Origin of the sequence: Streptomyces sp. NPDC058375 (assembly GCF_042723425.1) — a bacterium.
Taxonomy (GTDB): Bacteria; Actinomycetota; Actinomycetes; order Streptomycetales; family Streptomycetaceae; genus Streptomyces; species Streptomyces durocortorensis.
The window spans coordinates 1-22,175 of record NZ_JBHXJG010000017.1; the positions used below are offsets into that span (position 1 = coordinate 1).

The window sequence follows — 22,175 nt, forward strand, 5'->3', positions numbered from 1 at the left end:
GGCCTACGGGAACTCCGCCGGCCTACGCGTACGGCCTACGGGTGCTCGACGCCGTCCTCCAGCTTCTGGCCCCGCAGCAGGAACCAGGCGGCGACGGCCGCGGCCAGCAGCACCGCCGCGCCGACGCCCGCGGCCGACCGCAGCCCGTCGACGAACGCCTCCTGGGCCGCCGAGACCAGCGGCCCCGCCTGGGCGGCGGGCAGCGCGGCGGCGGATTCGACCGCCCCGCCCAAGGACTCGTGGGCGGCCGACTCGACGTCGGCGGGGATGCCGGACGGGGTCGGGAAGCCCCGGTAGACGCCGGTGACGATGGAGCCGAGGAGGGCGATGCCGAGGGCCGCGCCCAGTTCGTACGCGGTCTCGGAGACGGCGGACGCGGAGCCCGCCTGCTCCTTCGGGACGCTGGAAAGGATCACGTCGGCGGTGACGGTGAAGGCGAAGCCCGCGCCGACGCCGACGACCAGCAGCATGGAGCCGAGCAGCGGATAGCCGGTGTGCTGGTCGAGCAGGGTCACACTGCCCAGGGCCAGACCGACCGCGGCCAGGCCGCCCGAGACGACGGAGCGGACCGAGAAGCGGCGGGCGGTGAATCCGGCCAGCAGACCGGCGGTCACCGCGCCGATCGCCGCGGGCAGTTCGGCGAGCCCGGCCTCCAGCGGCCCGCGGCCCTGCACCAGTTGCAGGAACTGGGAGAGGAAGAAGACCAGACCCGACAGGCCGAGGATGGTCAGGAGGTCGGCGAGGACCGCGCCGGAGAAGCCCCGGTGGTGGAAGAGCCGCATGTCCAGCAGAGGTGCGGGCAGCCGCAGTTGCCTGCGGACGAACCAGGTCAGGGCTCCGAGGCCGAGGACGGCGGCCACCGCCGAGTCCCAGCCCAGGCCGTGCGAGGCCGTCTCCTTGATGGCGTACACGACACCGATCATGCCGACCAGGGAGAGCCCGACGCTGAGCATGTCCCACGGGCCGGGGGCCGGGTTCTTGGACTCGGGGATCAGCTTGACGCCGACGACCACGAGGACGGCCATGACGGGCAGGTTGATCAGGAAGACCGAGCCCCACCAGAAGTGTTCGAGCAGGAATCCGCCGACCACCGGGCCGACGGCCGCGCCCGCCGAGGCCATCGCGCCCCAGATCCCGATGGCGAGGCTGCGCTCGCGCGGGTCGTGGAAGAGGTTGCGGATCAGGGCGAGCGTGGACGGCATCAGAGTGGCGCCCGCGACACCGAGCAGCGCCCGGGCCACGATCATCATCTCGGGCGTGGTCGCGTACGCGTTGAGCACGGAGACCGCGCCGAACGCGACGGCGCCGACCAGCAGCAGCTTCTTACGGCCGATGCGGTCGCCGAGGCTGCCCATCGAGACGAGCAGGCCGGCGATGACGAAGGAGTAGACGTCACCGATCCAGAGCAGCTGGGTGCCGGTCGGTTCGAGGTCCTCGCTGAGGAACGGGGTGGCGAGGCCGAGGACGGTCGCGTCCACCGCCACCAGCAGCACGGCGAGGACGAGGACGGCGAGCGCGATCCACCGCCCCGGGCGGCGTACCGCGTCCGTGGTGTCCGGGTTCTTCTCGGTGCTGATCATTGCTCAACGCTCCGGCGTGCTCCGCCGAGCAGCAGCTCGACGATCATGTACTGGAAATCCTGTGCGGCGACCCGGCCCGTCTGGATGGACCAGGCTCCGGTGCCGACGAGCCCGTAGAGGGCCTCGGTCAGCCAGGCGGGGGTGAGGTCGATGCGGAACTCACCGCGTTCCTGGCCGCGGCGGAAGAAGGCGGAGACACGGGCGTCGGCCCGGTTCCAGCCCTCGTTGACCTCGTCGCCCTCGAAGAGCTGGTTCTCGTTGACGAGGAAGGACATCAGCCCGGCGCTGGGCTCGACGGCCGCGATGAGGCGGCGCAGCCCCTCCTCGGAGGTGTCCTCGTCGAGCCGGGCGGCGTCCAGGGCCGCTTCGAACTCCTGGAGGCCGAGGTTCTCCAGCGCCTTCACCAGGGCGTCGCGCCCGGCGAAGTGGCGGTGGAGGGTGGCCCGGCCGATGCCCGCTGCCTTGGCGACCTCGTCCATGGTGGCGGTCGATTTGCGGGTCAGCAGAGCGGCGGCGCTGCGCAGCACCTGCTCTCGGTCGAGTGTCATGAGACAACCATAACCCACGTGAGACACCTTCGTCTCATCGCAGATCATGCGGGCTCATCGAAGAGTGTGCGGGCTCACAGCGGGACAGGCCGGGCGGGGCGGGGCGGGAAACAAAAAAGTGGCCGGAGGAAGAACCTCTCCTGGCCACTCTCAACTTATAGCGCATGGGGGGCCTTGCGGCAAGACCCCCCATATGCCGCAGAATCGTCCGCCGAAGCCGGGACGGGACGCCGCCCCCGTACGTACCGCAGATCGGAACTGACGCCGTGACACCCCTGACCACCAGCGCTTTCGACCTCCCCGACCGACTCTCCCCCAAGGCCGACCCGGCGTTGATCGCCGATGACGAGCAGCATTTCGCGGCCATCGCGCGCTGCCTGGAGCAGTCGATCGCCGAGCTGGCCGACCGGCTCGCGGCCGAGCGCCGGGCGCCCGGCGGGGCGAACCGGCAGGCGATGGACCGGGACGTGGAGATCCACCGGCTGACCGCCCGGCTGCGCGCCCTGCGCCGGTTCGGCCTCGACCTGTGCCTCGGGCACATGGTCCCCGCGGACGGCTCCGGGCCGCTGTACGTGGGACGGCTCGGCCTGACCGACAGCACGGGCCGCCGGCTGCTGGTCGACTGGCGCTCCCCCGCCGCCGAGCCGTTCTTCGGGGCCACGCACGCCGACCCGATGGGCCTGGCGAGCCGCCGCCGCTACCGCTGGACCGGCGGCCGGATCAGCGACTACTGGGACGAGGTGTTCGCCCCGGAGGGGTTCGCCGGGCACGCGGCGCTGGACGACCAGTCCGCGTTCATCGCCAGTCTCGGCTCCAACCGGTCGGCCCGGATGCGCGATGTGCTGGGCACCATCCAGGCCGACCAGGACGCCGTCATCCGGGCGGGCTCCCGGGGCACGCTCGTCGTCGACGGCGGGCCCGGCACCGGGAAGACCGTCGTCGCGCTGCACCGCTCCGCCTATCTGCTGTACTCCGACCCGCGCCTCGCCCACCGGCGCGGTGGCGTGCTGTTCGTCGGGCCGCACGAGCCGTATCTCGGGTACGTCGCCGATGTCCTGCCGAGCCTCGGGGAGGAGGGTGTGCAGACGTGCACCCTGCGGGACCTGGTCGCCGAGGGTACGGCGGCGCGGCCCGAGACCGATCCGGAGGTGGCGCGGCTGAAGGCGTCGACGGACCTGGTGAAGGCGGTCGAGCCGGCTGTCCGGTTCTACGAGGAGCCGCCCGCCGAGGGCGTACGGGTGGAGACGCACTGGTCGGACATCTGGCTGAGCGCCGCCGACTGGGCCGCCGCGTTCGGGTCGGCGGATCCGGGCACCCCGCACAACGAGGCGCGCGACCAGGTCTGGGAGGAGCTGCTCACGATCCTCGTGGACAAGCACGACGGCGACGCCCCGGAGGAGCAGCTGCGGGCCTCGCTGCGGCGCAACCGGGAGCTGTTCGCCCTCTTCGACCGCGCCTGGCCGCTGGTCGAGGCGGCCGACCTGGTCGGCGACCTCTGGTCCGTACCCGCCTATCTGCGTAAGTGCGCCCCCTGGCTGACCGCCGACGAGGTCCGGCGGTTGCGGCGGGCGGACGCGCAGGCCTGGACGGAGTCCGACCTGCCGATCCTGGACGCGGCCCGGCAGCGGCTCGGCGACCCGGAGGCGTCCCGGCGCCGGCGACGCCACGAGGCGGCGGCCGCCGCCGAGCGGGAGCAGATGGACCGGGTCGTCGACAGCCTGCTCGCCGACGAGACGCTGGTCGACGCGGACGCGGACGGCGAGGGCGCGTTGGTGATGCTGCGCGGGGCGGATCTGCGGGAGTCTCTGGCCACCGCCGACCGGCCGAGCGGGGTGGAGCCGGATCTGCTGGCGGGGCCGTTCGCGCACATCGTCGTGGACGAGGCCCAGGAACTGACAGACGCCCAGTGGCAGATGCTGATCCAGCGGTGCCCGTCCCGGAGCTTCACCGTCGTCGGGGACCGGGCGCAGGCCCGGCACGGGTTCCCCGAGACGTGGCAGGAGCGGCTGGAGCGGGTCGGGCTCGACCGGATCACCCTGGCCTCCCTGACCATCAACTACCGGACGCCGGAGGAGATCATGGCGGAGGCGGCCCCGGTCGTCCGGGCCGTGCTCCCCGACGCCAATGTGCCGACCTCCGTCCGCAGCAGCGGCATCCCCGTCACCCGCCGCCCGGCCGAGGACCTGGACACCGTTCTCGCCGACTGGCTCGCCGCGCACGACGACGGGATCGCCTGCGTCATCGGCGACCCCACGTTCCGGGCGACGGCACGGGTGCGGTCGTTGACCCCGGAGCTGTCGAAGGGCCTGGAGTTCGACCTGGTCGTCCTCGTCGACCCGGAGAAGTTCGGCGAGGGGGTGGCGGGGGCGGTGGACCGGTATGTGGCGATGACCCGGGCGACCCGGGAGCTGGTGATCCTCCGGAGTTCCTGAGGCCGCCCGGCCGGGTCGCCGGGGCGGCACGGCAGGCCGCCCGGTCCGGGGTCAGTGCCAGGGCAGCCCGGCGCGGTGCCGCCAGTACGCCTCCGGCTCCTCGACCAGCGCGTCGAGGCTCGCCCGCTGCTCGTCGTCCAGGTCGACGACGGCGGCGTGCAGATTGCCGGAGAGCTGGGCAGCCGTGGCGGCGCCGGAGAGCACGACGCCCGCCCAGGGCTGGTGCAGGACCAGCGCGAGGGCGACCGCGTCGCCGCCCACGCCCGCCTCGGCGGCGATCTCCTGGAACATGGCGGGGGCCTCGTCCCCGGCGAGGCGCCCGTTGGCCATGCCCTCCTTGACGATCACGGTGAGCCCGGCGTCGTGGGCCTCGGCGAGGGCGGGCGCGGCCGAGGTCTCCAGGGCGTTGTAGGTGGCCTGGACCGTACGGAAGAGGGGTTCGCCGTCGACCGTGACGGCGAGGGCGGCGCGGATCGCGTCGGCCTGGCCGGGCCCGCTGGTGGAGAGGCCGACGGTGACGCCGTCGGCGGCCAGGGCGGCGAGGCGGTCGAGCAGTTCCTTGTCGGTGAGCGCCGGGCTGTCCGGGGTGACGGAGTGGACCTGGTAGAGGCTGAGCCGGTCGCCGAGGAGGTCCCGGCTCTCGGCGTACTGGCGCTCGAAGGTGGCGAGGCCGTGGTCCTTGACCTCGTGGTGCTCGGCCTCGACGCTCCAGTCGGCGGTGTAGGTGTAACCCCATTTGCTGCCGACGACGAGGTCGGTGAACGAGGGCCGGGCGTTCAGCCACTCGGCGAGGAACTCCTCGGCGCGGCCGTAGGAGCGGGCGGTGTCGACGTACCGGACGCCCTGCGCGTAGGCGGCGTCCAGGAGTTCATGGGTGCGGGCCCGCAGAGCCTCGGGATCGCGGTCGGCGGGCAGATCGCGGTCCCGGTGGAGATTGATGTAGCCGGGCCTCCCTACGGCGGCCAGGCCGAGTCCGATGTGGGCGGTCGGGGTCGTCGCGGCGGCCAGGGCGGCGAAGGGCATCGCGGGCTCCTCGAGGTCGGGTTTCGGTTACTCCTACCCCGGTGAACGTAGCCCGCGACACCCTTCTTGGACCTCTTACGACACCGCCACCAGCTGCGCCTCCTACCGGCGGGCGGTCGCCCAGGCGTGCTGGACGGCCAGGTCCTCCTTGACCTCGGCGAGCTGTACGGCGACGGCGGAGGGTGCGGTCCCGCCCCGGCCGTCGCGGGAGGCGAGGGCGCCGGGCACGTTGAGGACCGTGCGGACCTCGGGGGTGAGGTGCTCGGAGATCTTCGCGAACTGCTCGTCGCTGAGCTGGTCCAGCTCGATGCCGTGCTGCTCGCACTCCTTGACGCAGGCGCCGGCCACCTCGTGCGCCACCCGGAAGGGGACGCCCTGCTTGACCAGCCACTCCGCGATGTCGGTGGCGAGCGAGAAGCCGGCCGGGGCCAGCTCCTCCATGCGCTCGCGGTTGACGGTGAGGGTGGCCATCATGCCGGTGAAGGCGGGCAGCAGGACCTCCAGCTGGTCGCAGGAGTCGAAGACGGGCTCCTTGTCCTCCTGGAGGTCCCGGTTGTACGCCAGCGGGAGCGCCTTGAGCGTGGCGAGCAGACCGGTCAGATTGCCGATGAGGCGGCCGGACTTGCCTCGGGCCAGCTCCGCGATGTCGGGGTTCTTCTTCTGCGGCATGATCGACGAGCCGGTGGAGAAGGCGTCGTGGAGGGTGACGAAGGAGAACTCCTTCGTGTTCCAGATGATGACCTCCTCCGCGATCCGCGAGAGGTTGACGCCGATCATCGCGGTGATGAAGGCGAACTCGGCGACGAAGTCCCGCGAGGCGGTGCCGTCGATGGAGTTGGCGACCGAACCGTGCTCGAAGCCGAGGTCGGCGGCGACCGCCTCCGGGTCGAGCCCGAGCGAGGATCCGGCGAGCGCCCCGGAGCCGTACGGGGAGACGGCCGTGCGCTCGTCCCACTGGCGCAGCCGCTCGGCGTCCCGGGACAGGGACTGCACGTGGGCGAGCACGTGGTGGGCGAAGAGGACGGGCTGCGCGTGCTGGAGGTGGGTGCGGCCGGGCATCGCCACGTCCGGGTGGGCCTCTGCGAGACCGACCAGCGCGCCCTGGAGGTCGGCGATCAGGCCACCGATGATCCGGGCGTGGTCGCGCAGGTACATCCGGAAGAGCGTGGCGATCTGGTCGTTCCGCGACCGGCCGGCCCGCAGCTTGCCGCCGAGGTCGGGGCCGAGGCGCTCCAGGAGTCCGCGCTCCAGGGCGGTGTGGACGTCCTCGTCCGCGATGGTGCCGGTGAAGGAGCCGTCCGCCACGTCGGCTTCGAGCTGGTCGAGGCCCTCCTGCATCCGGGTCAGCTCGTCCTCGGTGAGCAGGCCCGCCTTGCTGAGGACGCGGGCGTGGGCGCGGGAGCCGGCGATGTCGTACGGCGCAAGCCGCCAGTCGAAGTGGACGGAGGCCGACAGCTTGGCCAGCGCCTCGGCCGGGCTGTCGGCGAAACGCGCGCCCCAGAGCCGGACGTCACCGTTGTTGCTGCTCACTGCATGCTCCTCAAAACGCAAAGACACGGTGCGGGTATGCGACCGCCTCCCCGCCGTGTGCGGACGGGGAGGCGGCTGTACAACGAGTGGGGTCAGGCCAGGTCGCGCTTGGCGGCGATCTTCGAGGAGAGGCCGAAAATCTCGATGAAGCCCTGCGCCTTGGACTGGTCGAAGGTGTCGCCCGAGTCGTAGGTGGCGAGGTTGAAGTCGTACAGCGACTCCTCGGACTTCCGGCCGGTGACGACGGCGCGGCCGCCGTGCAGGGTCATCCGGATGTCGCCGGTGACGTGCTGGTTGGCCTCGTTGATGAAGCCGTCCAGCGCCCGCTTCAGCGGGGAGAACCACAGGCCGTCGTAGACCATCTCGCCCCAGCGCTGCTCGACCTGCCGCTTGTAGCGGGCCAGCTCGCGCTCGACGGTGACGTTCTCCAGCTCCTGGTGGGCGGTGATCAGCGCGATCGCGCCGGGCGCCTCGTACACCTCACGGGACTTGATGCCCACGAGCCGGTCCTCGACCATGTCGATCCGGCCGATGCCCTGCGCGCCGGCCCGCTCGTTGAGCTGCTGGATCGCCTGGAGCACGGTGACGGGACGGCCGTCGATGGCGACCGGCACGCCCTCCTTGAAGGAGATGACGACCTCGTCGGCCTCGCGCTGGACGGCGGGGTTCTCGGTGTACTCGTAGATGTCCTCGATCGGCCCGTTCCAGATGTCCTCCAGGAAGCCCGTCTCGACGGCGCGCCCGAAGACGTTCTGGTCGATGGAGTACGGGGACTTCTTGGTGGTCGCGATCGGGAGGTTCTTCTCCTCGCAGAAGGCGATCGCCTTGTCCCGGGTCATCGCGTAGTCACGGACCGGGGCGATGCACTTCAGGTCGGGGCCGAGCGCGGAGATGCCGGCCTCGAAGCGGACCTGGTCGTTGCCCTTGCCGGTGCAGCCGTGGGCGACGATCCCGGCGTTGTGCTTGTGGGCGGCGGCGACGAGGTGCTTGACGATGGTCGGCCGGGAGAGGGCCGAGACCAGCGGATAGCGGTCCATGTAGAGGGCGTTGGCCTTGATCGCCGGGAGGCAGTACTCCTCGGCGAACTCGTCCTTGGCGTCCGCGACCTCGGCTTCGACGGCACCGCAGGCGAGCGCGCGCTTGCGGATGACGTCCAGGTCCTCGCCGCCCTGGCCGACGTCCACGGCAACGGCGATGACCTCGGCGTTCGTCTCCTCGGCGATCCAGCCGATGGCGACGGAGGTGTCCAGGCCGCCCGAGTAGGCGAGTACGACGCGCTCGGTCACGGGTTTCTCCTTACGGTGCAATCACTGATGGGTATAACTATGCAGTCCTCCGTATTGTTTGTCAAAGCGCGAGGTCAGAGGGGGGGCGTTGGCCGTCTGGCGGAGAAATACCGGCGCTTCCGGTGCGGAATGCCTCTAGCATCGGCGGCCGGGCACGGGAGATCGGGGAGGGTCCACGGTGGACGGCGGTTACGGGGAGACCCCGAGGGCGGTGGTGCGGGTGCGGGACGGCGCCACGCCGGCCGAGGTGTTCGATGTCGCGTCGGCGGAGGAGTGGCTGGCGTTCGACGCGGACGTACGGGGTCTGGGCGACCGTCCGTGGCTGCTGTCCCGCCCGGCCGAGGAGCCGGGACGGCCGGACGGGAAGTCCGGACGGCCGGCCCGGACGCTGCTGGACCGGTTGCGCGGACGTACGGGTTCCCGGGCCGCTCCCCCGGCCTCCCCGCCGCCACCTCCTCCCGCCATCGCGCTGTGCCACCCGGACGGACGGGTCCGGGAGGCGGCGCTGGACACGATCCGCACCGCCCCCGAGCTGCGGCCGGTTCTGGTGGTGCGGTGCGCGGACTGGGCGTCTCCGGTACGCGAACGAGCCCGGGCGCTGCTCGCCGAACTGCCGGCCGACGCCCTGTTCTCGCTGGCCGAGCTGATCCTGCGGCTGTCGCGGCGGGCGCGGGGCGACTTCGCCCGGGCCCTGCTGGAGGACGCGCTGCGCAAGGGCCCGGCGGCCGAGGTGCTGGCGCTGACGGCCCACCCCGACCGGGCGACGTACCGACTCGCGTACCGGATCGCGGTGGAACGCGGTCTGCTGACGCCGATGGAGCTGGCCGCCACGGCGGCGAGCTGCGGTGACGTCACCCTCCAGGACCTCTGCGCGGAGGCCGCCGTGGAGCCGGGCGCGACTCCGGGCCCGGACGCGGCCGCCGTGCTGGACCGGCTGCTGACGGCCCGCGCGCCCCGGGTACGCGCGGCCGGGGTGACCGCGCTGCGGCGGGCCGGACGGTACGGGGCCGCGGAGCCGTTCCTCGTCGACCGCTCGGGCGTCGTACGGGCCTGCGCGCGCTATGTGCTGCGGCAGGGCGGCGTCGACCCGCTCCCCGTCTACCGGGCCCTGTGTGCCGAACCGGCCGCGCACCCGGCCGCCGCCGCCGGACTCGGCGAGTGCGGCGACCGCGGGACGGACGCGGAGGCACTGTGGGCCCTCCTCGGGCACCCCCTGCCCTCGGTGCGGGTGCACGCGATCAGCGGACTGCGCGCGCTGGACGTGGTGGAGCGGGAGCGGCTGACGCCGTTGCTGGACGACCCGAGCCCGGCCGTGGTGCGGGCGGCGACCCGGGCCCTGCTGCCCGACGCCGCCAAAATCCCGGAGCCCCTGCTGCGCGAGCGGAGTGCGCCGGAGAGGCCGCGCGCGGTGCGGGTGGCGGCGGACCGGCTGCTGCGGGCGGCGGTGCGTCAGCGGCGTCCGGACCCCGGGTACGGGTGATGCCCCGCCCGGTACGGGTGATGCCCCGCCCGGAGTGCGCCGCTGGGCCGTACGGAGCAGGTCCGGTGGGGCGGATCGGCCGGTCGCCGTACGGTCCGGAGCATGCGCAGACCACTGGTGACCGCCGCCGTACTCCTCGCCCTCTCCCTCGGCTCCCTCGGGGCGGGCCCCTCCGACGCCCCTCCCCTCCCGGACCGGCTGGCGGACACGGGCGGCGGTTCCCAGCTGATCACCGCCGAGGCCCCCGACACCGGCTCGACCACCGGCACGGTGACCTGGTGGGAACGGCGCGGGGGCCGGTGGGCGGAGGCCGGGTCCGCGCCGGCGCGGTTCGGGGCGAACGGCCTGGCCGAGGGGGCGACCAGGGAACAGGGCACCAGCACCACGCCGACCGGCCTGTACGACCTGCCGTACGCCTTCGGCATCGAGGAGGCCCCGGCCGGCACGACGTATCCGTACCGGAAGGTGAGCGAGGACTCCTGGTGGTGCCAGGACAACGACTCGGACGCGTACAACCGTTGGGTGGAACCGCGTCCCGCCGACTGCCGGGCGGCGGAGGCCGAGCACCTGGTGTCCTACGGGACGCAGTACGCCCGGGCGCTGGTGATCGGCTTCAACTACGAGCGGCCGGTACGCAACCGAGGCGCGGGGATCTTCCTGCATGTGAACGGGCGCGGAGCGACGGCGGGTTGTGTGTCCGTACCCGCCGACGCCATGGCGGAGATCCTCGCCTGGGCGGACCCGGAGCGCGAGCCGCACATCGCGGTCGGGACCGCCTCGGGCCCGACCGCGATCACGCGCTACTAGTCCTCGGCGTCAGCGGTCGTTCTGGGCGAGCCTCAGCAGGTGGTCGGCGAGCGCCTGACCGCCGTTCGGGTCGCGGCTGATGAGCATCAGCGTGTCGTCACCCGCGATGGTGCCGAGGATGTCGTGCAGTTCGGCCTGGTCGATGGCCGAGGCGAGGAACTGTGCCGCGCCCGGCGGGGTACGCAGCACCACGAGGTTGGCCGAGGCCTCCGCCGAGATGAGCAGTTCGGCCGAGAGCCTGCGCATCCGCTCCTCCTTGGCCGAACCGCCCAGCGGCGCCTGCGGGGTGCGGAATCCGCCCTCGCTGGGCACCGCGTAGATCAGCTCGCCGCCGGTGTTGCGGATCTTCACCGCGCCCAGCTCGTCGAGGTCGCGGGAGAGCGTCGCCTGCGTGACGCTCAGCCCGTCGTCGGCGAGGAGCTTGGCCAGCTGGCTCTGCGAGCGGACCGGCTGCCGGTTCAGGATGTCCACGATCCGGCGGTGGCGGGCGGTGCGGGTCTGCGGCACGGACGGCCCGCCGTGCTCGGTTTCCTGCGCCTCGGTCATCGTCGTCGCCTCATTCTCCGGAGGGTCATGCTCCGGATCGTCCGTCCCCGTGTGCCGCGTCGAGAGCGCCCGGCAGGATCTCCAGGAACGCGTCCACCTCCGCGTCACCGATGATCAGCGGCGGCATGAGCCGTACGACATCGGGGGCGGGCGCGTTCACCAGGAGGCCGGCTCCCTGGGCCGCCTGCTGCACCTGCGGTGCGAGGGGTCCGGTGAGCACGATACCCAGCAGCAGGCCGCTGCCGCGGACATGGGAGACCAGCGGATGCCCCAGCGCCTCCACGCCGTCGCGGATCTTCTCGCCGAGCCGCTTGACCTCGTCGAGCGCGCCGTCGGCGGCGAGGGCGTCCAGGACGGCGAGTCCGGCGGCGCAGGCGACCGGGTTGCCGCCGAAGGTGGTGCCGTGGTGACCCGGCTTCAGCAGGTCGGCGGCCGGGCCGAAGGCGACGGTCGCGCCGATCGGCAGTCCGCCGCCGAGCCCCTTGGCGAGCGTGACGAGGTCGGGCTCGACGCCTTGGTGGGCCTGGTGCTCGAACCACTGGCCGCAGCGGCCGATCCCGGTCTGCACCTCGTCGAGGACGAGCAGCGTCCCCGTCGCCCGGGTGATCTCCCGGGCCGCCTCCAGATAACCCTTGGGCGGGACGACGACGCCGTTCTCGCCCTGGATCGGCTCGATGATGACCAGAGCCGTCTCCGTGGTCACCGCCGCGCGCAGCGCGTCCACGTCCCCGTACGGCACATGCGTGACATCACCGGGCAGCGGGCGGAACGGCTCCTGCTTCCCCGGCTGGCCGGTCAGCGCGAGCGCGCCCATCGTCCGGCCGTGGAAGCCGCCGTCGGTGGCGACCATGTGCGTGCGCCCGGTGAGGCGGCCGATCTTGAAGGCGGCCTCATTGGCCTCCGCGCCGGAGTTGGCGAAGAAGACCCGGCCCTGACGGCCGAACAGCTGGAGGAGCCGCTCGGCGAGCGCGACCGGCGGCTCGGCGATGAACAGGTTCGATACGTGGCCGAGGGAGGCGATCTGGGTGGAGACGGCGTCGACGACGGCGGGGTGGGCGTGGCCGAGGGCGTTGACCGCGATGCCGCCGACGAAGTCGAGGTAGCGGGTGCCGTTCTCGTCCCAGACGTGAGCGCCCTCGCCGCGGGCGAGCGGCAGGCTGGGCGTGCCGTAGTTGTCCATCAGCGCGCCCTGCCAGCGCGAGGTGAGTCCGCTGCTGTCGGTGCCGGTCATGACGCCCCTTGTTCGTGTGCCGTCTGTGCTGCGTGTACGTCGATGGGGGCGTCCGGCACCACCATGGTGCCGATGCCCTCGTCGGTGAAGATCTCCAGCAGGATCGAGTGCTGGACCCGGCCGTCGATGACACGGGCGGTCTCGACGCCGTTGCGCACGGCGTGCAGACAGCCCTGCATCTTGGGGACCATGCCGCTGGACAGCTCGGGCAGCAGCTTCTCCAGCTCGCTCGCGGTGAGCCGGCTGATGACGTCGTCGCTGTTGGGCCAGTCCTCGTACAGCCCCTCGACATCGGTGAGGACCATCAGCGTCTCGGCATTGAGTGCGGCGGCGAGCGCGGCGGCCGCGGTGTCGGCGTTGACGTTGTAGACGTGGTGGTCGTCGGCGGAGCGGGCGATGGAGGAGATGACCGGGATGCGGCCGTCGTCCAGGAGCGCCTGGATGGCCCCGGTGTCGATGGCGGTGATCTCGCCGACCCGGCCGATGTCGACGGACTCGCCGTCGATGGTGGGCCGGTGCTGGGTGGCGGTGATGGTGTGGGCGTCCTCGCCGGTCATGCCGACGGCGAGGGGGCCGTGCTGGTTGAGGAGGCCGACGAGCTCGCGCTGGACCTGGCCGGCGAGGACCATCCGTACGACGTCCATCGCCTCGGGCGTGGTGACGCGCAGCCCGGCCTTGAACTCGCTGACCAGGCCCTGCTTGTCGAGCTGGGCGCTGATCTGGGGGCCTCCGCCGTGCACGACGACGGGCTTGAGCCCGGCGTGGCGCAGGAAGACGACGTCCTGGGCGAAGGCGGCCTTCAGCTCCTCGTCGATCATGGCGTTGCCGCCGAACTTGATGACGACGGTCTTGCCGTTGTGCCGGGTCAGCCAGGGCAGCGCCTCGATGAGGATCTGCGCCTTCGGGAGTGCGGTGTGCTTCCGCGCGGCGCTCATGAGCTGTACGCGCTGTTCTCGTGGACGTAGTCCGCGGTGAGGTCGTTGGCCCAGATGACGGCGGACTCGGTGCCCGCGGCGAGGTCGGCGGTGATCTTGACCTCCCGGTAGCGCATGTCGACCAGGTCGCGGTCCTCGCCCACACCGCCGTTCTTGCAGACCCAGACGTCGTTGATGGCGACGTTGAGCTGGTCCGGCTCGAAGGCGGCCTTCGTCGTGCCGATGGCGGAGAGGACCCGGCCCCAGTTGGGGTCCTCGCCGTGGATGGCGCACTTGAGGAGGTTGTTGCGGGCGATGGACCGGCCGACCTCGACGGCGTCGTCCTCGGTTGCCGCGTTGATCACCTCGATCCGGATGTCCTTGGACGCGCCCTCGGCGTCGCCGATGAGCTGCCGGGCGAGGTCGTCGCAGACGGCCCGTACGGCTTCGGCGAACGCACTCTGCTCCGGAGTGATGCCGCTGGCACCGGAAGCGAGGAGCAGCACGGTGTCGTTGGTGGACATGCAGCCGTCGGAGTCGACCCGGTCGAAGGTGGTCCGGGTGGCGGCGCGCAGGGCGGCGTCCAGTGCCGGGGCTTCCACGTCGGCGTCGGTAGTGAGGACGACGAGCATGGTGGCCAGGCCCGGGGCGAGCATGCCCGCGCCCTTGGCCATGCCGCCGACGGTCCAGCCCTCGCCGCCCGCGACGGCCGTCTTGTGGACGGTGTCGGTGGTCTTGATGGCGATGGCGGCCTTCTCACCGCCGTGCTCGCTGAGCGCGGCCGCGGCCTGCTCGATGCCGGGGAGCAGCTTGTCCATGGGGAGCAGAAGCCCGATGAGGCCGGTGGAGGCGACGGCGACCTCGCCCGCGCTGTGGCCCTCCAGGACCTCGGCCACCTTCTCGGCGGTGGCGTGGGTGTCCTGGAAGCCCTGGGGGCCCGTACAGGCGTTGGCGCCACCGGAGTTGAGGACGACGGCGGTGACCTCGCCGCCCTTGAGGACCTGCTCCGACCAGAGGACGGGGGCGGCCTTGACGCGGTTGGAGGTGAAGACGCCCGCGGCGGCGCGGCGGGGGCCGTTGTTGACCACGAGGGCCAGGTCCGGGTTCCCGCTCTCCTTGATTCCGGCGGCGATGCCCGCCGCCGAGAATCCCTGTGCTGCCGTGACGCTCACGGTGCGACTCCGATCGTCGAAAGTCCGGTGTCCTCGGGGAGTCCGAGGGCGATGTTCATGCTCTGGAGGGCGCCGCCCGCGGTGCCCTTGGCGAGATTGTCGATGGCGCAGACGACCACGATCCGTCCGGCGGCCGGATCGTGGGCGACCTGGACCTGTACGGCGTTGGAGCCGTACACCGCTGCGGTGGCGGGCCACTGCCCCTCGGGCAGGAGATCGACGAACGGCTCGCCCGCGAACGCCTTCCCGTACACGGCGCGCAGGCTCTCCGCGCTCACGCCGGGCTTCGCCTTCGCGCTGCACGTGGCGAGGATGCCGCGGGGCATGGGGGCGAGGGTGGGCGTGAAGGAGACGGTGACCGGGTGCCCGGCGGCGGCGCTGAGGTTCTGGATCATCTCGGGCGTGTGGCGGTGCCCGCCGCCGACGCCGTACGGGGTCATGTTGCCCATGACCTCGGAGCCGAGCAGGTGCGGCTTGACCGCCTTGCCCGCGCCCGAGGTGCCCGACGCGGCGACGACGACGGCCTCCGGCTCGGCGATGCCGGCTTCGTACGCGGGGAAGAGCGCGAGCGAGACGGCGGTCGGGTAGCACCCCGGCACGGCGATCCGCTTCGCCCCGGCGAGCCCGGCCCGCCCGCCCGGCAGCTCGGGCAGCCCGTAGGGCCAGGTCCCGGCGTGCGGGGAGCCGTAGAACGTCTCCCAGTCCCCCGCGTCCTTCAGCCGGAAGTCGGCCCCCATGTCGACGACGAGAACCTCGTCCCCGAGCTGCTCGGCGACGGCGGCGGACTGCCCGTGCGGCAGCGCCAGGAAGACGACGTCGTGCCCGGCGAGGACCTCGGCGGTGGTGGGCTCCAGCACCCGGTCGGCCAGGGGCCGCAGGTGCGGCTGGAGCGATCCGAGCGCCTGCCCGGCGTTGGAGTGCCCGGTCAGAGCGCCGATCTCGACCTCCGGGTGCGCGAGCAGGAGGCGGAGCAGCTCCCCGCCGGCGTATCCGCTCGCCCCTGCCACTGCTGCTCGTACCACCATCGGTAACCCTCCTGATCGATGGCATGACTATACGCATCGACGCAGTTTTATGCAAAGAGTCTCCGGGGCCGGACTGCGCAGATCCTCACGGGGGTCACGGACGGCTTTGGGGTGGCCTTGGGGTGACCTCGCTGGTCGGGGAGGGTACGGCCGGCGACTGAGCCCTTGCTCACGCGGCCCGGACCGGCGAGGCTGAGGCCGGTGATCTTCCCCCTCACCGTCGACCGGATTCTCGCCGACCGGTCCCGCGCCGAGTTCGGCCGCTCCGTCCTCACCGTCGCGGCACCCAGCGGTACGCATGTCGTCCTCGGCGGCCACGATCCGCAGGGTTCGGCGGACGGCTACCCGATCGGCGTCTACGCCGCTCCGCCACCGGGAGCCGACGCCTCGGCCCCCCAGGCACACCCCCCGGCCCTGCAGTGGCTCAGGACCGGTCGGCGACTGCGTGCCGCGGCCTTCCACCCCACGCTGCCGCTGCTCGTCCTCGGTCCCGGGCCAGGGCGAGGAGGTACGCCCTCCGGTCCTCCGGACCGCTGCCGCCAGCTCTCCCGCGCCCATGCTTCGTTGCCCCCGTCCCGTGGTGGCCTCAGGTCCGAACGTCAGAACCTCGCCCCCGGAGGCGAGGGTAATCCGCCTGCGGTCGGCGGGGGCGGACCTCGTCCGCCGGGTGGAGGCGATACTGGTCGTGGCAGTCGCCTCGCCGGGCGGACTCGGGCGAGCTCGGGCGGTGAGGTCCCATCCTTGGTCGACGCCTGAGTCGACCGCCTTCGAGGGGAGCCGTTCATGACCACGGCGAAAGACCTGTTCGTCATCGCGATGGACCCGGCGCCGGAACACACCGTGGGACAGGGCGACCTGTCGCTCGCCCTCGCGGGAGCCGAACTGCTCGATCTCCTCGGCGCGGGGACCATCACCGTGGACGGCGACCTCATCGTGCCGGGCGGATCCTCGGTACCGGACGACCGGCTGCTCGGCGAGGCCGCGGCGGGGCTCACCCGGCAACCGCCCTACGAGCGGGTCGAGGACTGGCTGTGGCGCCGGGGCCGCGACCTCTCGGCCACCTACCAGGACGCGCTGGAGCGGGACGGCGAGCTCACGCAGAAACGCAGCGGCCTGCTGCCCTTCGGCCCGAAGCAGGTGGAGCTGGTGGACACGCCCGGCCGCCGCCGCGCCGTCGCCCGCCGGGAGGAGGGCGACCCCGTCCTGGCCTCCCTCGCATCGGCCGTGGGCCTCGACGGCGGACGGCCCGAAGGCGACGAACCCCGCCTCGACGACGAGACGGTGACCACGGTGGTCGCCACCGTCCACGAAGCGGTGATGGAGCTGGAAGCCGTACGGCAGAGGCGGACCATCGAGAACACCGCCTTCGCCAACGTCTGGCGCGGCCCCTGAGCCGGTCCACGGCCGCCCGGTTTGACCTTGACACGGTGACAAGCTCTTCACTGTGCGCCGAGGAGGTGGTCTCGATGACGGTCACGGGACAGCACGGGACGAGTGAAGTACGGGCGCTCCAGGCGTTGCGGGACGAGCGTTCGTCGGTGCGGCTGCGGGCTGCTCTGGCGATCGGCTCGACGCCGGACCCGCGTTTCGTGGACCCGCTGATCGAGCGGAGCGCGGTCGAGCCGGAGTTCTTCGTCCGGGACATGCTGACCTGGGCGCTCACCCGCCACCCGGTCTCCGACACCCTGCCCCGGCTGCTGCGTGAGGTGCGCTCGGAGCGTCCGCAGGCGCGGAGCCAGGCGCTGCACACCCTGTCCAAGGTCGGGGATCCGCGGGCGTGGCCCGCGATCACCCGGGCGCTTCTGACCGATGCGGACGACGAGGTGGCGCGGAGTGCCTGGCGGGCAGCGGTCCTGCTCGTGCCGGAGGGGGAGGGCGCCGCGTTGGCGGGGGTGCTGGTGACGCAGCTCGGGCGCGGTGGGCGCGAGACGCAGCTGAGCCTCAGCCGGGCGCTGATCGCCCTGGGGGACGTGATGGCGTCGGCCCTGGACGGGGCGACGAGGGCCCCCGGCCGGGGCGTACGGGCGCACGCGCTCGCCACGCAACGGATGCGGCGCGACCCGGACACCGGATTCGCCTTCGCCCTGGAGGAGGCCAAGCGCGTCGTGGCCCTCGGCGGGGCGGGCGGCTCCGGCGGCTCCGGCGGCTCCGGCGGCTCCGGCGGCTCCGGCGAGGAAGGATCGTAAAGCGTGTTGATCGGTGAGGTCGCCCGGCGGTCCGGCGTCAGCGCCCGCATGCTCCGGCACTACGAGTCGCTGGGCCTGGTCCGGCCCTCCGGTCGCACCGGGGCCGGCTACCGGGAGTACGCCGATGAGGACATCCGGCGGATCTTCCACATCGAGAGCCTGCGCGCGGTGGGGCTGTCGCTGCGGGAGATCGGGCGCGCCCTCGACGATCCCGGCTTCACGCCCGCGGCGCTCGTCGACGACCTCATCCGCCGGACGCGCGAACGCATCGCGGCGGAGACCGAGTTGCTCACCCGGCTGCATCGCGTCCACGCCGCCGGTCCGGCCGCCTGGGAGGACGTCCTCCAGGTCCTCGCGCTCCTGCGGGCCCTGGGATCCCGGAGCGCCGGCGACCGCCAGCGCGCGGCCCTCGCCTCGGTCGACGAGGTTCCGGTGGAGGCGCTGGCCCAGGCGGCACTCGGCGAGAGCGACCCGTACGTCGCCGGGGCCCTCCGCTGGGCCCTGGCACGAGCGGGCGACAGCGGTGCGGCGCTGTTGGCGGAGGGGCTCGGCTCACCGGTGCCGGAGGTGCGGGAACGTGCCGTCAGGTCCCTCGCGGAGTTGCCCGGCGACGAGGCCACCGCGCTGCTGCGGGACGCCCTCGCGAGCCCCGACGCCGTGGTCCGCGGCCGAGCGGCTCTGGCGCTCGGGGCACAGGGCGAGGCCGACGCGATCCCGGCCCTCGTCGACATGGTCGTGGCGGGAAGGAACGACACCGACGCGGCCGACGCGCTGAGCGTCCTGGCCGGGGACGACGCGGCGGCGGGCCGGATCGCGTCCCTCCTCGTCGGCCGCCTCGGCCAGGACACCACCGGGCAGGCCGCGCGCGGGCGGCTGACCCAGCCGCTGGCGGGCATCCCGGGGCCCACCGCCTCACGCGCCCTCGCGGAGCTGCTGGGCGACGCCGACCGTGCCGTCGCGCTGACCGCCGCCTACCTTCTCCGACTGCGCGGGGACGGGTGAGGAACCCCGGACCGGCCGGTCCAGCAGCAGCGGGATCGCCAGGACCGGCAGCAGCCAGACGAACACGATGAGGCGGTAGCCGTACAGCTGGGCCAGATTCGGGTGGCCCGCCTGGTTGAGGAGGCCCGCCGCCCCTGCCGCCAGGGCGATCGGCAGCACGACGGAGCGCCGCCGCAGCAGCGCCCAGGCCGAGAGCGCGAGCAGGACGGGGAGCACGGGATAGGTGGCCTGGCGCCGCAGCCACGCCGACCAGAAGACCCCCTCCTGTACGAAGAACTCGGGCCAGGGGTTGGGCAGATCGGGCCGCTGGTAGTGGTGGGTCAGCAGGTCCTGGGCGCTGTCCTGGCCCATGGGCCACCCCAGCAGATGCGCCCCCGCGTAGATGGACGCCGCCAGCGCACCGCACAGTCCGGCCGCCCGGAGTACGGGGGTGATCGGCCGGCGCTTCAGGCGGAGCCAACCGGACCGGGCCAGGAAGACGCCCGCGAGGGCGGCCGCCAGCAGCAGTGCCTGCGAGTAGCGGACGAGGAACATCAGGGCGAGGCCGCCCGCGACGAGCGCCGCCCCCGTGCGAGGCCCTGCCGCGCCCTGCCGGGCCGCCGCGCCCCACCCGGTCGCCGCGCCCTGCCCGGTCGCCGTGCCCTGCCCGGTCGCCGTGCCCTGCCCGGCGCTCGTACCGGATCCGGATCCCGCGCCCGTACGGGGCCGGTCCCGCAGCAGCAGGGTGCAGCCGAGGACGACCGCCGTGCCGAGCGCCAGGGAGAGCCCGTCGCTCAGGGGGTTCATGGCGACGGTGCCGGTGGGCAGGGCGAGGTACAGGGCCTGCCCGGCCAGACCGGCGCGCCGGGAAGCGCCCGCCGCCCGGAGGGTGAGCAGGACGCAGACGCTTCCGGCCAGCGCGACGACGAGTCCGGCGAGCCAGAGGCCCCAGGTGGCGCCGAAGACCGCCACGAAGGGGACCAGGAACAGCGGATAGCCGGGCCTGGCCTCGAAGATGGCCATGAACCGGTGGTTGGCGAACGGCGCGGTCATCCCGGACGTGTTGCCGTGGCGGGACCAGTACGCGACCGAGTCGTTCAGCCGGCGCACGCAACTCTCCTCCGACTCCCCCGCGGTCTTCCTGCTGGTCCAGGGGATGGCCTCCAGGGGTGCGTGCTGCCCGCTGGCGCAGGAGTAGGCGATGGCCCTGCGGCCCGCCTCCTCCCGGCTGTCACCGCTGAGGCTCAGGGCGTAGGAGAGGTAGTTCTTCGTGTCGGGCGAGGCCCGCCCGGTGACCGCGGTCAGCTGGAGGCCGGCGAAGGCCACGGCGATGAGCACCATCCCGATGAGGCCAAGGTGCTGGGTTCTGCGGATGTTCGGCATCGGTCGGGCGCTCCCCTGCGTACGGCGGTTGCCTCATCAACGAGAGAACCGCCGCCGGGTGGCGTTCCGGTCGTCCCCGGAGGTGTCCGCCGGGAACCTCCGCGGCCCGACCGCCCCGGTGCGCTACCGGCCGCGCGGCTTTCCGCGCTTGCCGCTCTGACCGCCGGCCCGGCCGCCCGACGAGGGCTTCCGGCCCGCCGCGGGCTTGTTCCGCCCGCCGCCCGACCCGCCGCCCGTGCCGGCCCTCTTGCCCTTGGACTTCTCCTTGGCCTTGTCCTTGGCCTTCGCCGTGGGGCGCTGCGGGGTGGCCGCGCGGCCACGGGTGCTGTTGACCGTGCGCCCCCGGACGATCCCGATGAACTCCTCCACCAGGGCGGGGGTTTCCTCCGCCTCGGGCCAGGACAGGGCGACCCGCGACTCGGGCGCCTCCTGGACCGGGCGGTAGGTGAGGTCCTTGCGGTGGTGGAGCCGGGCCAGGGACTGCGGGACGAGGAGGACGCCGATGCCCGCCGCGACCAGCTCGATCGCGTCCGCCGTGGTGGCCGGGCGCTCGACGGCGGGGCGGCCGGGCAGGGTCTCGGTCTCCCAGTCGAGGACGTCGTCCAGCGGGTGCAGCACGACCTCGTCGGACAGCTCGGCGAGCGACACCTCTTCCGCGGCGGTCGCCACGTGGTCCTTGGGGATCACGACGACGGTCGTCTCGGTGTAGAGAGGGATCGCGCTCAGGACGTTCCGGTCGACCGGGAGCCGTACGAGACCGGCGTCGGCGGCGCCGTCCACCAGGAGTCCCGGGGCATCGGATGCGGTGGCCTGGACGAGTTCGAGGGCGGTGTGGGGCAGCCGCTCGTGCCAGACCCTCACCCACTTGGTGGGCGTCACGCCGGGGACGTACGCGAGCCTGAAGGATGAGGGGATGTCCGAGCCTGTCACGGAACCAGGCTACCGGTCGGTGGTCGGAGGTATGTCCCATGGTCGATACCCTGGACCCATGACGTCGCACAAGACCGCCCAGACCATGAAGCCCGCCACGGCGGCGAAGAAGCTGGGTGTGTACCTCCAGGCCACCCCCGCCGAGTTCCAGGAGGGTGCCGTCTCCCGCACCGAGCTCAACGCCCTCCAGACCGACCCGCCCGCCTGGCTGGTGGAGCTGCGCCGCACCGGCCCGCACCCCCGCCCCGTCGTCGCCGCGAAGCTCGGCATCTCCATCGCCGGGCTCGCCCGCGGCGGGGTCACCGAGCCGCTCACCACCGAGCAGATCGACGCGCTCAAGGACGAGATGCCCGAGTGGCTCCAGAAGGAGCGCGCCACGCAGGCCGAGGTGCGCAAGGAGACCGCTCGCATCAAGGAGCGCAACGCCGAGCGGGCCGCGCAGTCAGGCGACCAGCGGTAGGTCTCGGCCTCTCCGCCAGCGGGCGGGCGCATGCCGCGGGCCCGCGGCCGGTCCGCTCCTCCGATACGTACACGTACGCGTACGCCGGTGGAACGGTCCTGCCACGGGCCCGTGGGGAACCGGTTCGGTCAGAGAACGCCGGACTCGGCGATGGTGACCTTGGCGCTGGTGCGGCCGCTCGGGGAGCCGAGCGCCTCGATCTTGCGGACGAGGGCCATACTGTCCTCGTCGGCGACCTCGCCGAAGACCACGTGCTTGCCGTCCAGCCACGGGGTGAGCACCGTGGTGACGAAGAACTGCGAACCGTTGGTGTTCGGGCCGGCGTTGGCCATCGAGAGCAGGCCCACGCGGTCGTGCTTGAGCTTGAAGTTCTCGTCGGCGAACTTCTCGCCGTAGATGCTCTTGCCGCCGGTGCCGTCGCCGCGAGTGAAGTCGCCGCCCTGGAGCATGAAGTCCGTGATGACGCGGTGGAAGGACGAGCCGGCGTAGCCGAAGCCCTTCTCGCCGGTGGCGAGCGCGCGGAAGTTCTCCGCCGTCTTCGGGACGACGTCGTCGAACAGGTTGAACGTGATCCGTCCTGCGGGCGCATTGTCGATGGTGATGTCGAAGTAGACCTTGGTTGTCATGGTGACATCCTCACATTCCTGGCAACCACAGGGGA

20 protein-coding genes are annotated in these 22,175 nt (G+C 72.7%); 7 read left to right on the top strand and 13 right to left on the bottom strand.

Features of this window, described 5'->3' with window-relative positions; translation table 11 throughout:
• Window positions 1-35 precede the first annotated feature (35 nt).
• Together ACFWM7_RS04990 and ACFWM7_RS04995 are read right to left on the bottom strand one after the other, a co-directional pair.
• Window positions 36-1,580, bottom strand: a complete 1,545-nt coding sequence (locus ACFWM7_RS04990; RefSeq protein WP_383255203.1) for an MFS transporter — start codon at window positions 1,578-1,580, stop codon at window positions 36-38.
• Window positions 1,577-2,128 carry a TetR/AcrR family transcriptional regulator gene (locus ACFWM7_RS04995; protein ID WP_030799971.1) on the bottom strand — a complete coding sequence of 184 codons (552 nt, stop codon included), beginning with the start codon at window positions 2,126-2,128 and terminating at the stop codon, window positions 1,577-1,579. Before ACFWM7_RS04995 ends, ACFWM7_RS04990 begins: the two co-directional genes overlap by 4 nt.
• A 266-nt stretch (window positions 2,129-2,394) precedes the next feature.
• On the opposite strand from ACFWM7_RS04995, the gene helR reads away from it, so the two are divergent.
• Complete coding sequence (gene helR, locus ACFWM7_RS05000) at window positions 2,395-4,560, top strand: RNA polymerase recycling motor ATPase HelR (protein ID WP_383255205.1); 2,166 nt, start codon at window positions 2,395-2,397, stop codon at window positions 4,558-4,560.
• Window positions 4,561-4,611: 51 nt separating this feature from the next.
• On the opposite strand, the gene ACFWM7_RS05005 is transcribed toward helR, so the two are convergent.
• The 3 genes from ACFWM7_RS05005 to ACFWM7_RS05015 all read right to left on the bottom strand — a co-directional run bounded on the left by ACFWM7_RS05005 (window position 4,612) and on the right by ACFWM7_RS05015 (window position 8,399).
• Window positions 4,612-5,583, bottom strand: a complete 972-nt coding sequence (locus ACFWM7_RS05005) for an aldo/keto reductase (RefSeq protein WP_383255207.1) — start codon at window positions 5,581-5,583, stop codon at window positions 4,612-4,614.
• A 102-nt stretch (window positions 5,584-5,685) separates the two neighbouring features.
• Window positions 5,686-7,113: an argininosuccinate lyase gene (argH, locus tag ACFWM7_RS05010; RefSeq protein WP_383255209.1), complete on the bottom strand. Its 1,428-nt coding sequence runs from the start codon at window positions 7,111-7,113 to the stop codon at window positions 5,686-5,688.
• Between the two features lie 92 nt (window positions 7,114-7,205).
• Window positions 7,206-8,399 (bottom strand): argininosuccinate synthase, encoded by a 1,194-nt coding sequence (locus ACFWM7_RS05015; protein WP_383255212.1) that lies wholly within the window; start codon window positions 8,397-8,399, stop codon window positions 7,206-7,208.
• A 178-nt stretch (window positions 8,400-8,577) separates the two neighbouring features.
• On the opposite strand from ACFWM7_RS05015, the gene ACFWM7_RS05020 reads away from it, so the two are divergent.
• Window positions 8,578-9,879 carry a hypothetical protein gene (locus ACFWM7_RS05020; protein ID WP_383255214.1) on the top strand — a complete coding sequence of 434 codons (1,302 nt, stop codon included), beginning with the start codon at window positions 8,578-8,580 and terminating at the stop codon, window positions 9,877-9,879.
• 102 nt (window positions 9,880-9,981) lie between these two features.
• Window positions 9,982-10,686, top strand: a complete 705-nt coding sequence (locus ACFWM7_RS05025; RefSeq protein WP_383255216.1) for a L,D-transpeptidase — start codon at window positions 9,982-9,984, stop codon at window positions 10,684-10,686.
• Window positions 10,687-10,695: 9 nt separating this feature from the next.
• Here ACFWM7_RS05025 and ACFWM7_RS05030 read toward each other — a convergent pair whose 3' ends face one another.
• From ACFWM7_RS05030 to argC, 5 genes are read right to left on the bottom strand one after another with little or no spacing between them, the layout of a single operon-like run.
• A complete protein-coding gene (locus ACFWM7_RS05030; RefSeq protein ID WP_019764598.1) occupies window positions 10,696-11,232 on the bottom strand; it encodes an arginine repressor in 537 nt (178 codons plus the stop codon).
• 25 nt (window positions 11,233-11,257) lie between these two features.
• A complete protein-coding gene (locus tag ACFWM7_RS05035) occupies window positions 11,258-12,463 on the bottom strand; it encodes an acetylornithine transaminase (RefSeq protein WP_383255220.1) in 1,206 nt (401 codons plus the stop codon).
• Window positions 12,460-13,398, bottom strand: coding sequence for an acetylglutamate kinase (gene argB, locus ACFWM7_RS05040; protein ID WP_383255222.1), 939 nt, complete (start codon window positions 13,396-13,398; stop codon window positions 12,460-12,462). Before argB ends, ACFWM7_RS05035 begins: the two co-directional genes overlap by 4 nt.
• Entirely contained in the window at window positions 13,395-14,549 is a 1,155-nt protein-coding gene (gene argJ, locus ACFWM7_RS05045; protein ID WP_383255223.1) for a bifunctional glutamate N-acetyltransferase/amino-acid acetyltransferase ArgJ, read from the bottom strand. The genes argB and argJ overlap by 4 nt, the downstream gene beginning before the upstream one ends.
• A complete protein-coding gene (argC, locus tag ACFWM7_RS05050) occupies window positions 14,546-15,574 on the bottom strand; it encodes an N-acetyl-gamma-glutamyl-phosphate reductase (protein WP_383255226.1) in 1,029 nt (342 codons plus the stop codon). Before argC ends, argJ begins: the two co-directional genes overlap by 4 nt.
• A gap of 783 nt (window positions 15,575-16,357) precedes the next feature.
• Between argC and ACFWM7_RS05055 the strand changes: the two genes are divergently transcribed.
• From ACFWM7_RS05055 to ACFWM7_RS05065, 3 genes are all read left to right on the top strand, one after another.
• Window positions 16,358-16,966: a GPP34 family phosphoprotein gene (locus tag ACFWM7_RS05055; protein WP_383255228.1), complete on the top strand. Its 609-nt coding sequence runs from the start codon at window positions 16,358-16,360 to the stop codon at window positions 16,964-16,966.
• Window positions 16,967-17,040: 74 nt separating this feature from the next.
• Window positions 17,041-17,760 (top strand): HEAT repeat domain-containing protein, encoded by a 720-nt coding sequence (locus tag ACFWM7_RS05060; RefSeq protein WP_383255273.1) that lies wholly within the window; start codon window positions 17,041-17,043, stop codon window positions 17,758-17,760.
• 3 nt (window positions 17,761-17,763) lie between these two features.
• A complete protein-coding gene (locus tag ACFWM7_RS05065) occupies window positions 17,764-18,762 on the top strand; it encodes a HEAT repeat domain-containing protein (RefSeq protein WP_383255231.1) in 999 nt (332 codons plus the stop codon).
• Here the strand turns inward: ACFWM7_RS05065 and ACFWM7_RS05070 are convergent.
• Both ACFWM7_RS05070 and ACFWM7_RS05075 read right to left on the bottom strand, forming a co-directional pair.
• Window positions 18,673-20,124, bottom strand: a complete 1,452-nt coding sequence (locus tag ACFWM7_RS05070) for a hypothetical protein (RefSeq protein ID WP_383255233.1) — start codon at window positions 20,122-20,124, stop codon at window positions 18,673-18,675. The genes ACFWM7_RS05065 and ACFWM7_RS05070 overlap by 90 nt on opposite strands.
• 123 nt (window positions 20,125-20,247) lie before the next feature.
• A complete protein-coding gene (locus ACFWM7_RS05075) occupies window positions 20,248-21,054 on the bottom strand; it encodes a LysR family substrate-binding domain-containing protein (RefSeq protein WP_383255235.1) in 807 nt (268 codons plus the stop codon).
• A 58-nt stretch (window positions 21,055-21,112) separates the two neighbouring features.
• On the opposite strand from ACFWM7_RS05075, the gene ACFWM7_RS05080 reads away from it, so the two are divergent.
• On the top strand, window positions 21,113-21,514 hold the full coding sequence (locus tag ACFWM7_RS05080; RefSeq protein WP_383255237.1) for a DUF5997 family protein: 402 nt from the start codon (window positions 21,113-21,115) through the stop codon (window positions 21,512-21,514).
• 128 nt (window positions 21,515-21,642) lie between these two features.
• Here the strand turns inward: ACFWM7_RS05080 and ACFWM7_RS05085 are convergent, their stop codons facing one another.
• Entirely contained in the window at window positions 21,643-22,140 is a 498-nt protein-coding gene (locus ACFWM7_RS05085; protein WP_383255239.1) for a peptidylprolyl isomerase, read from the bottom strand.
• Window positions 22,141-22,175 lie beyond the last annotated feature (35 nt).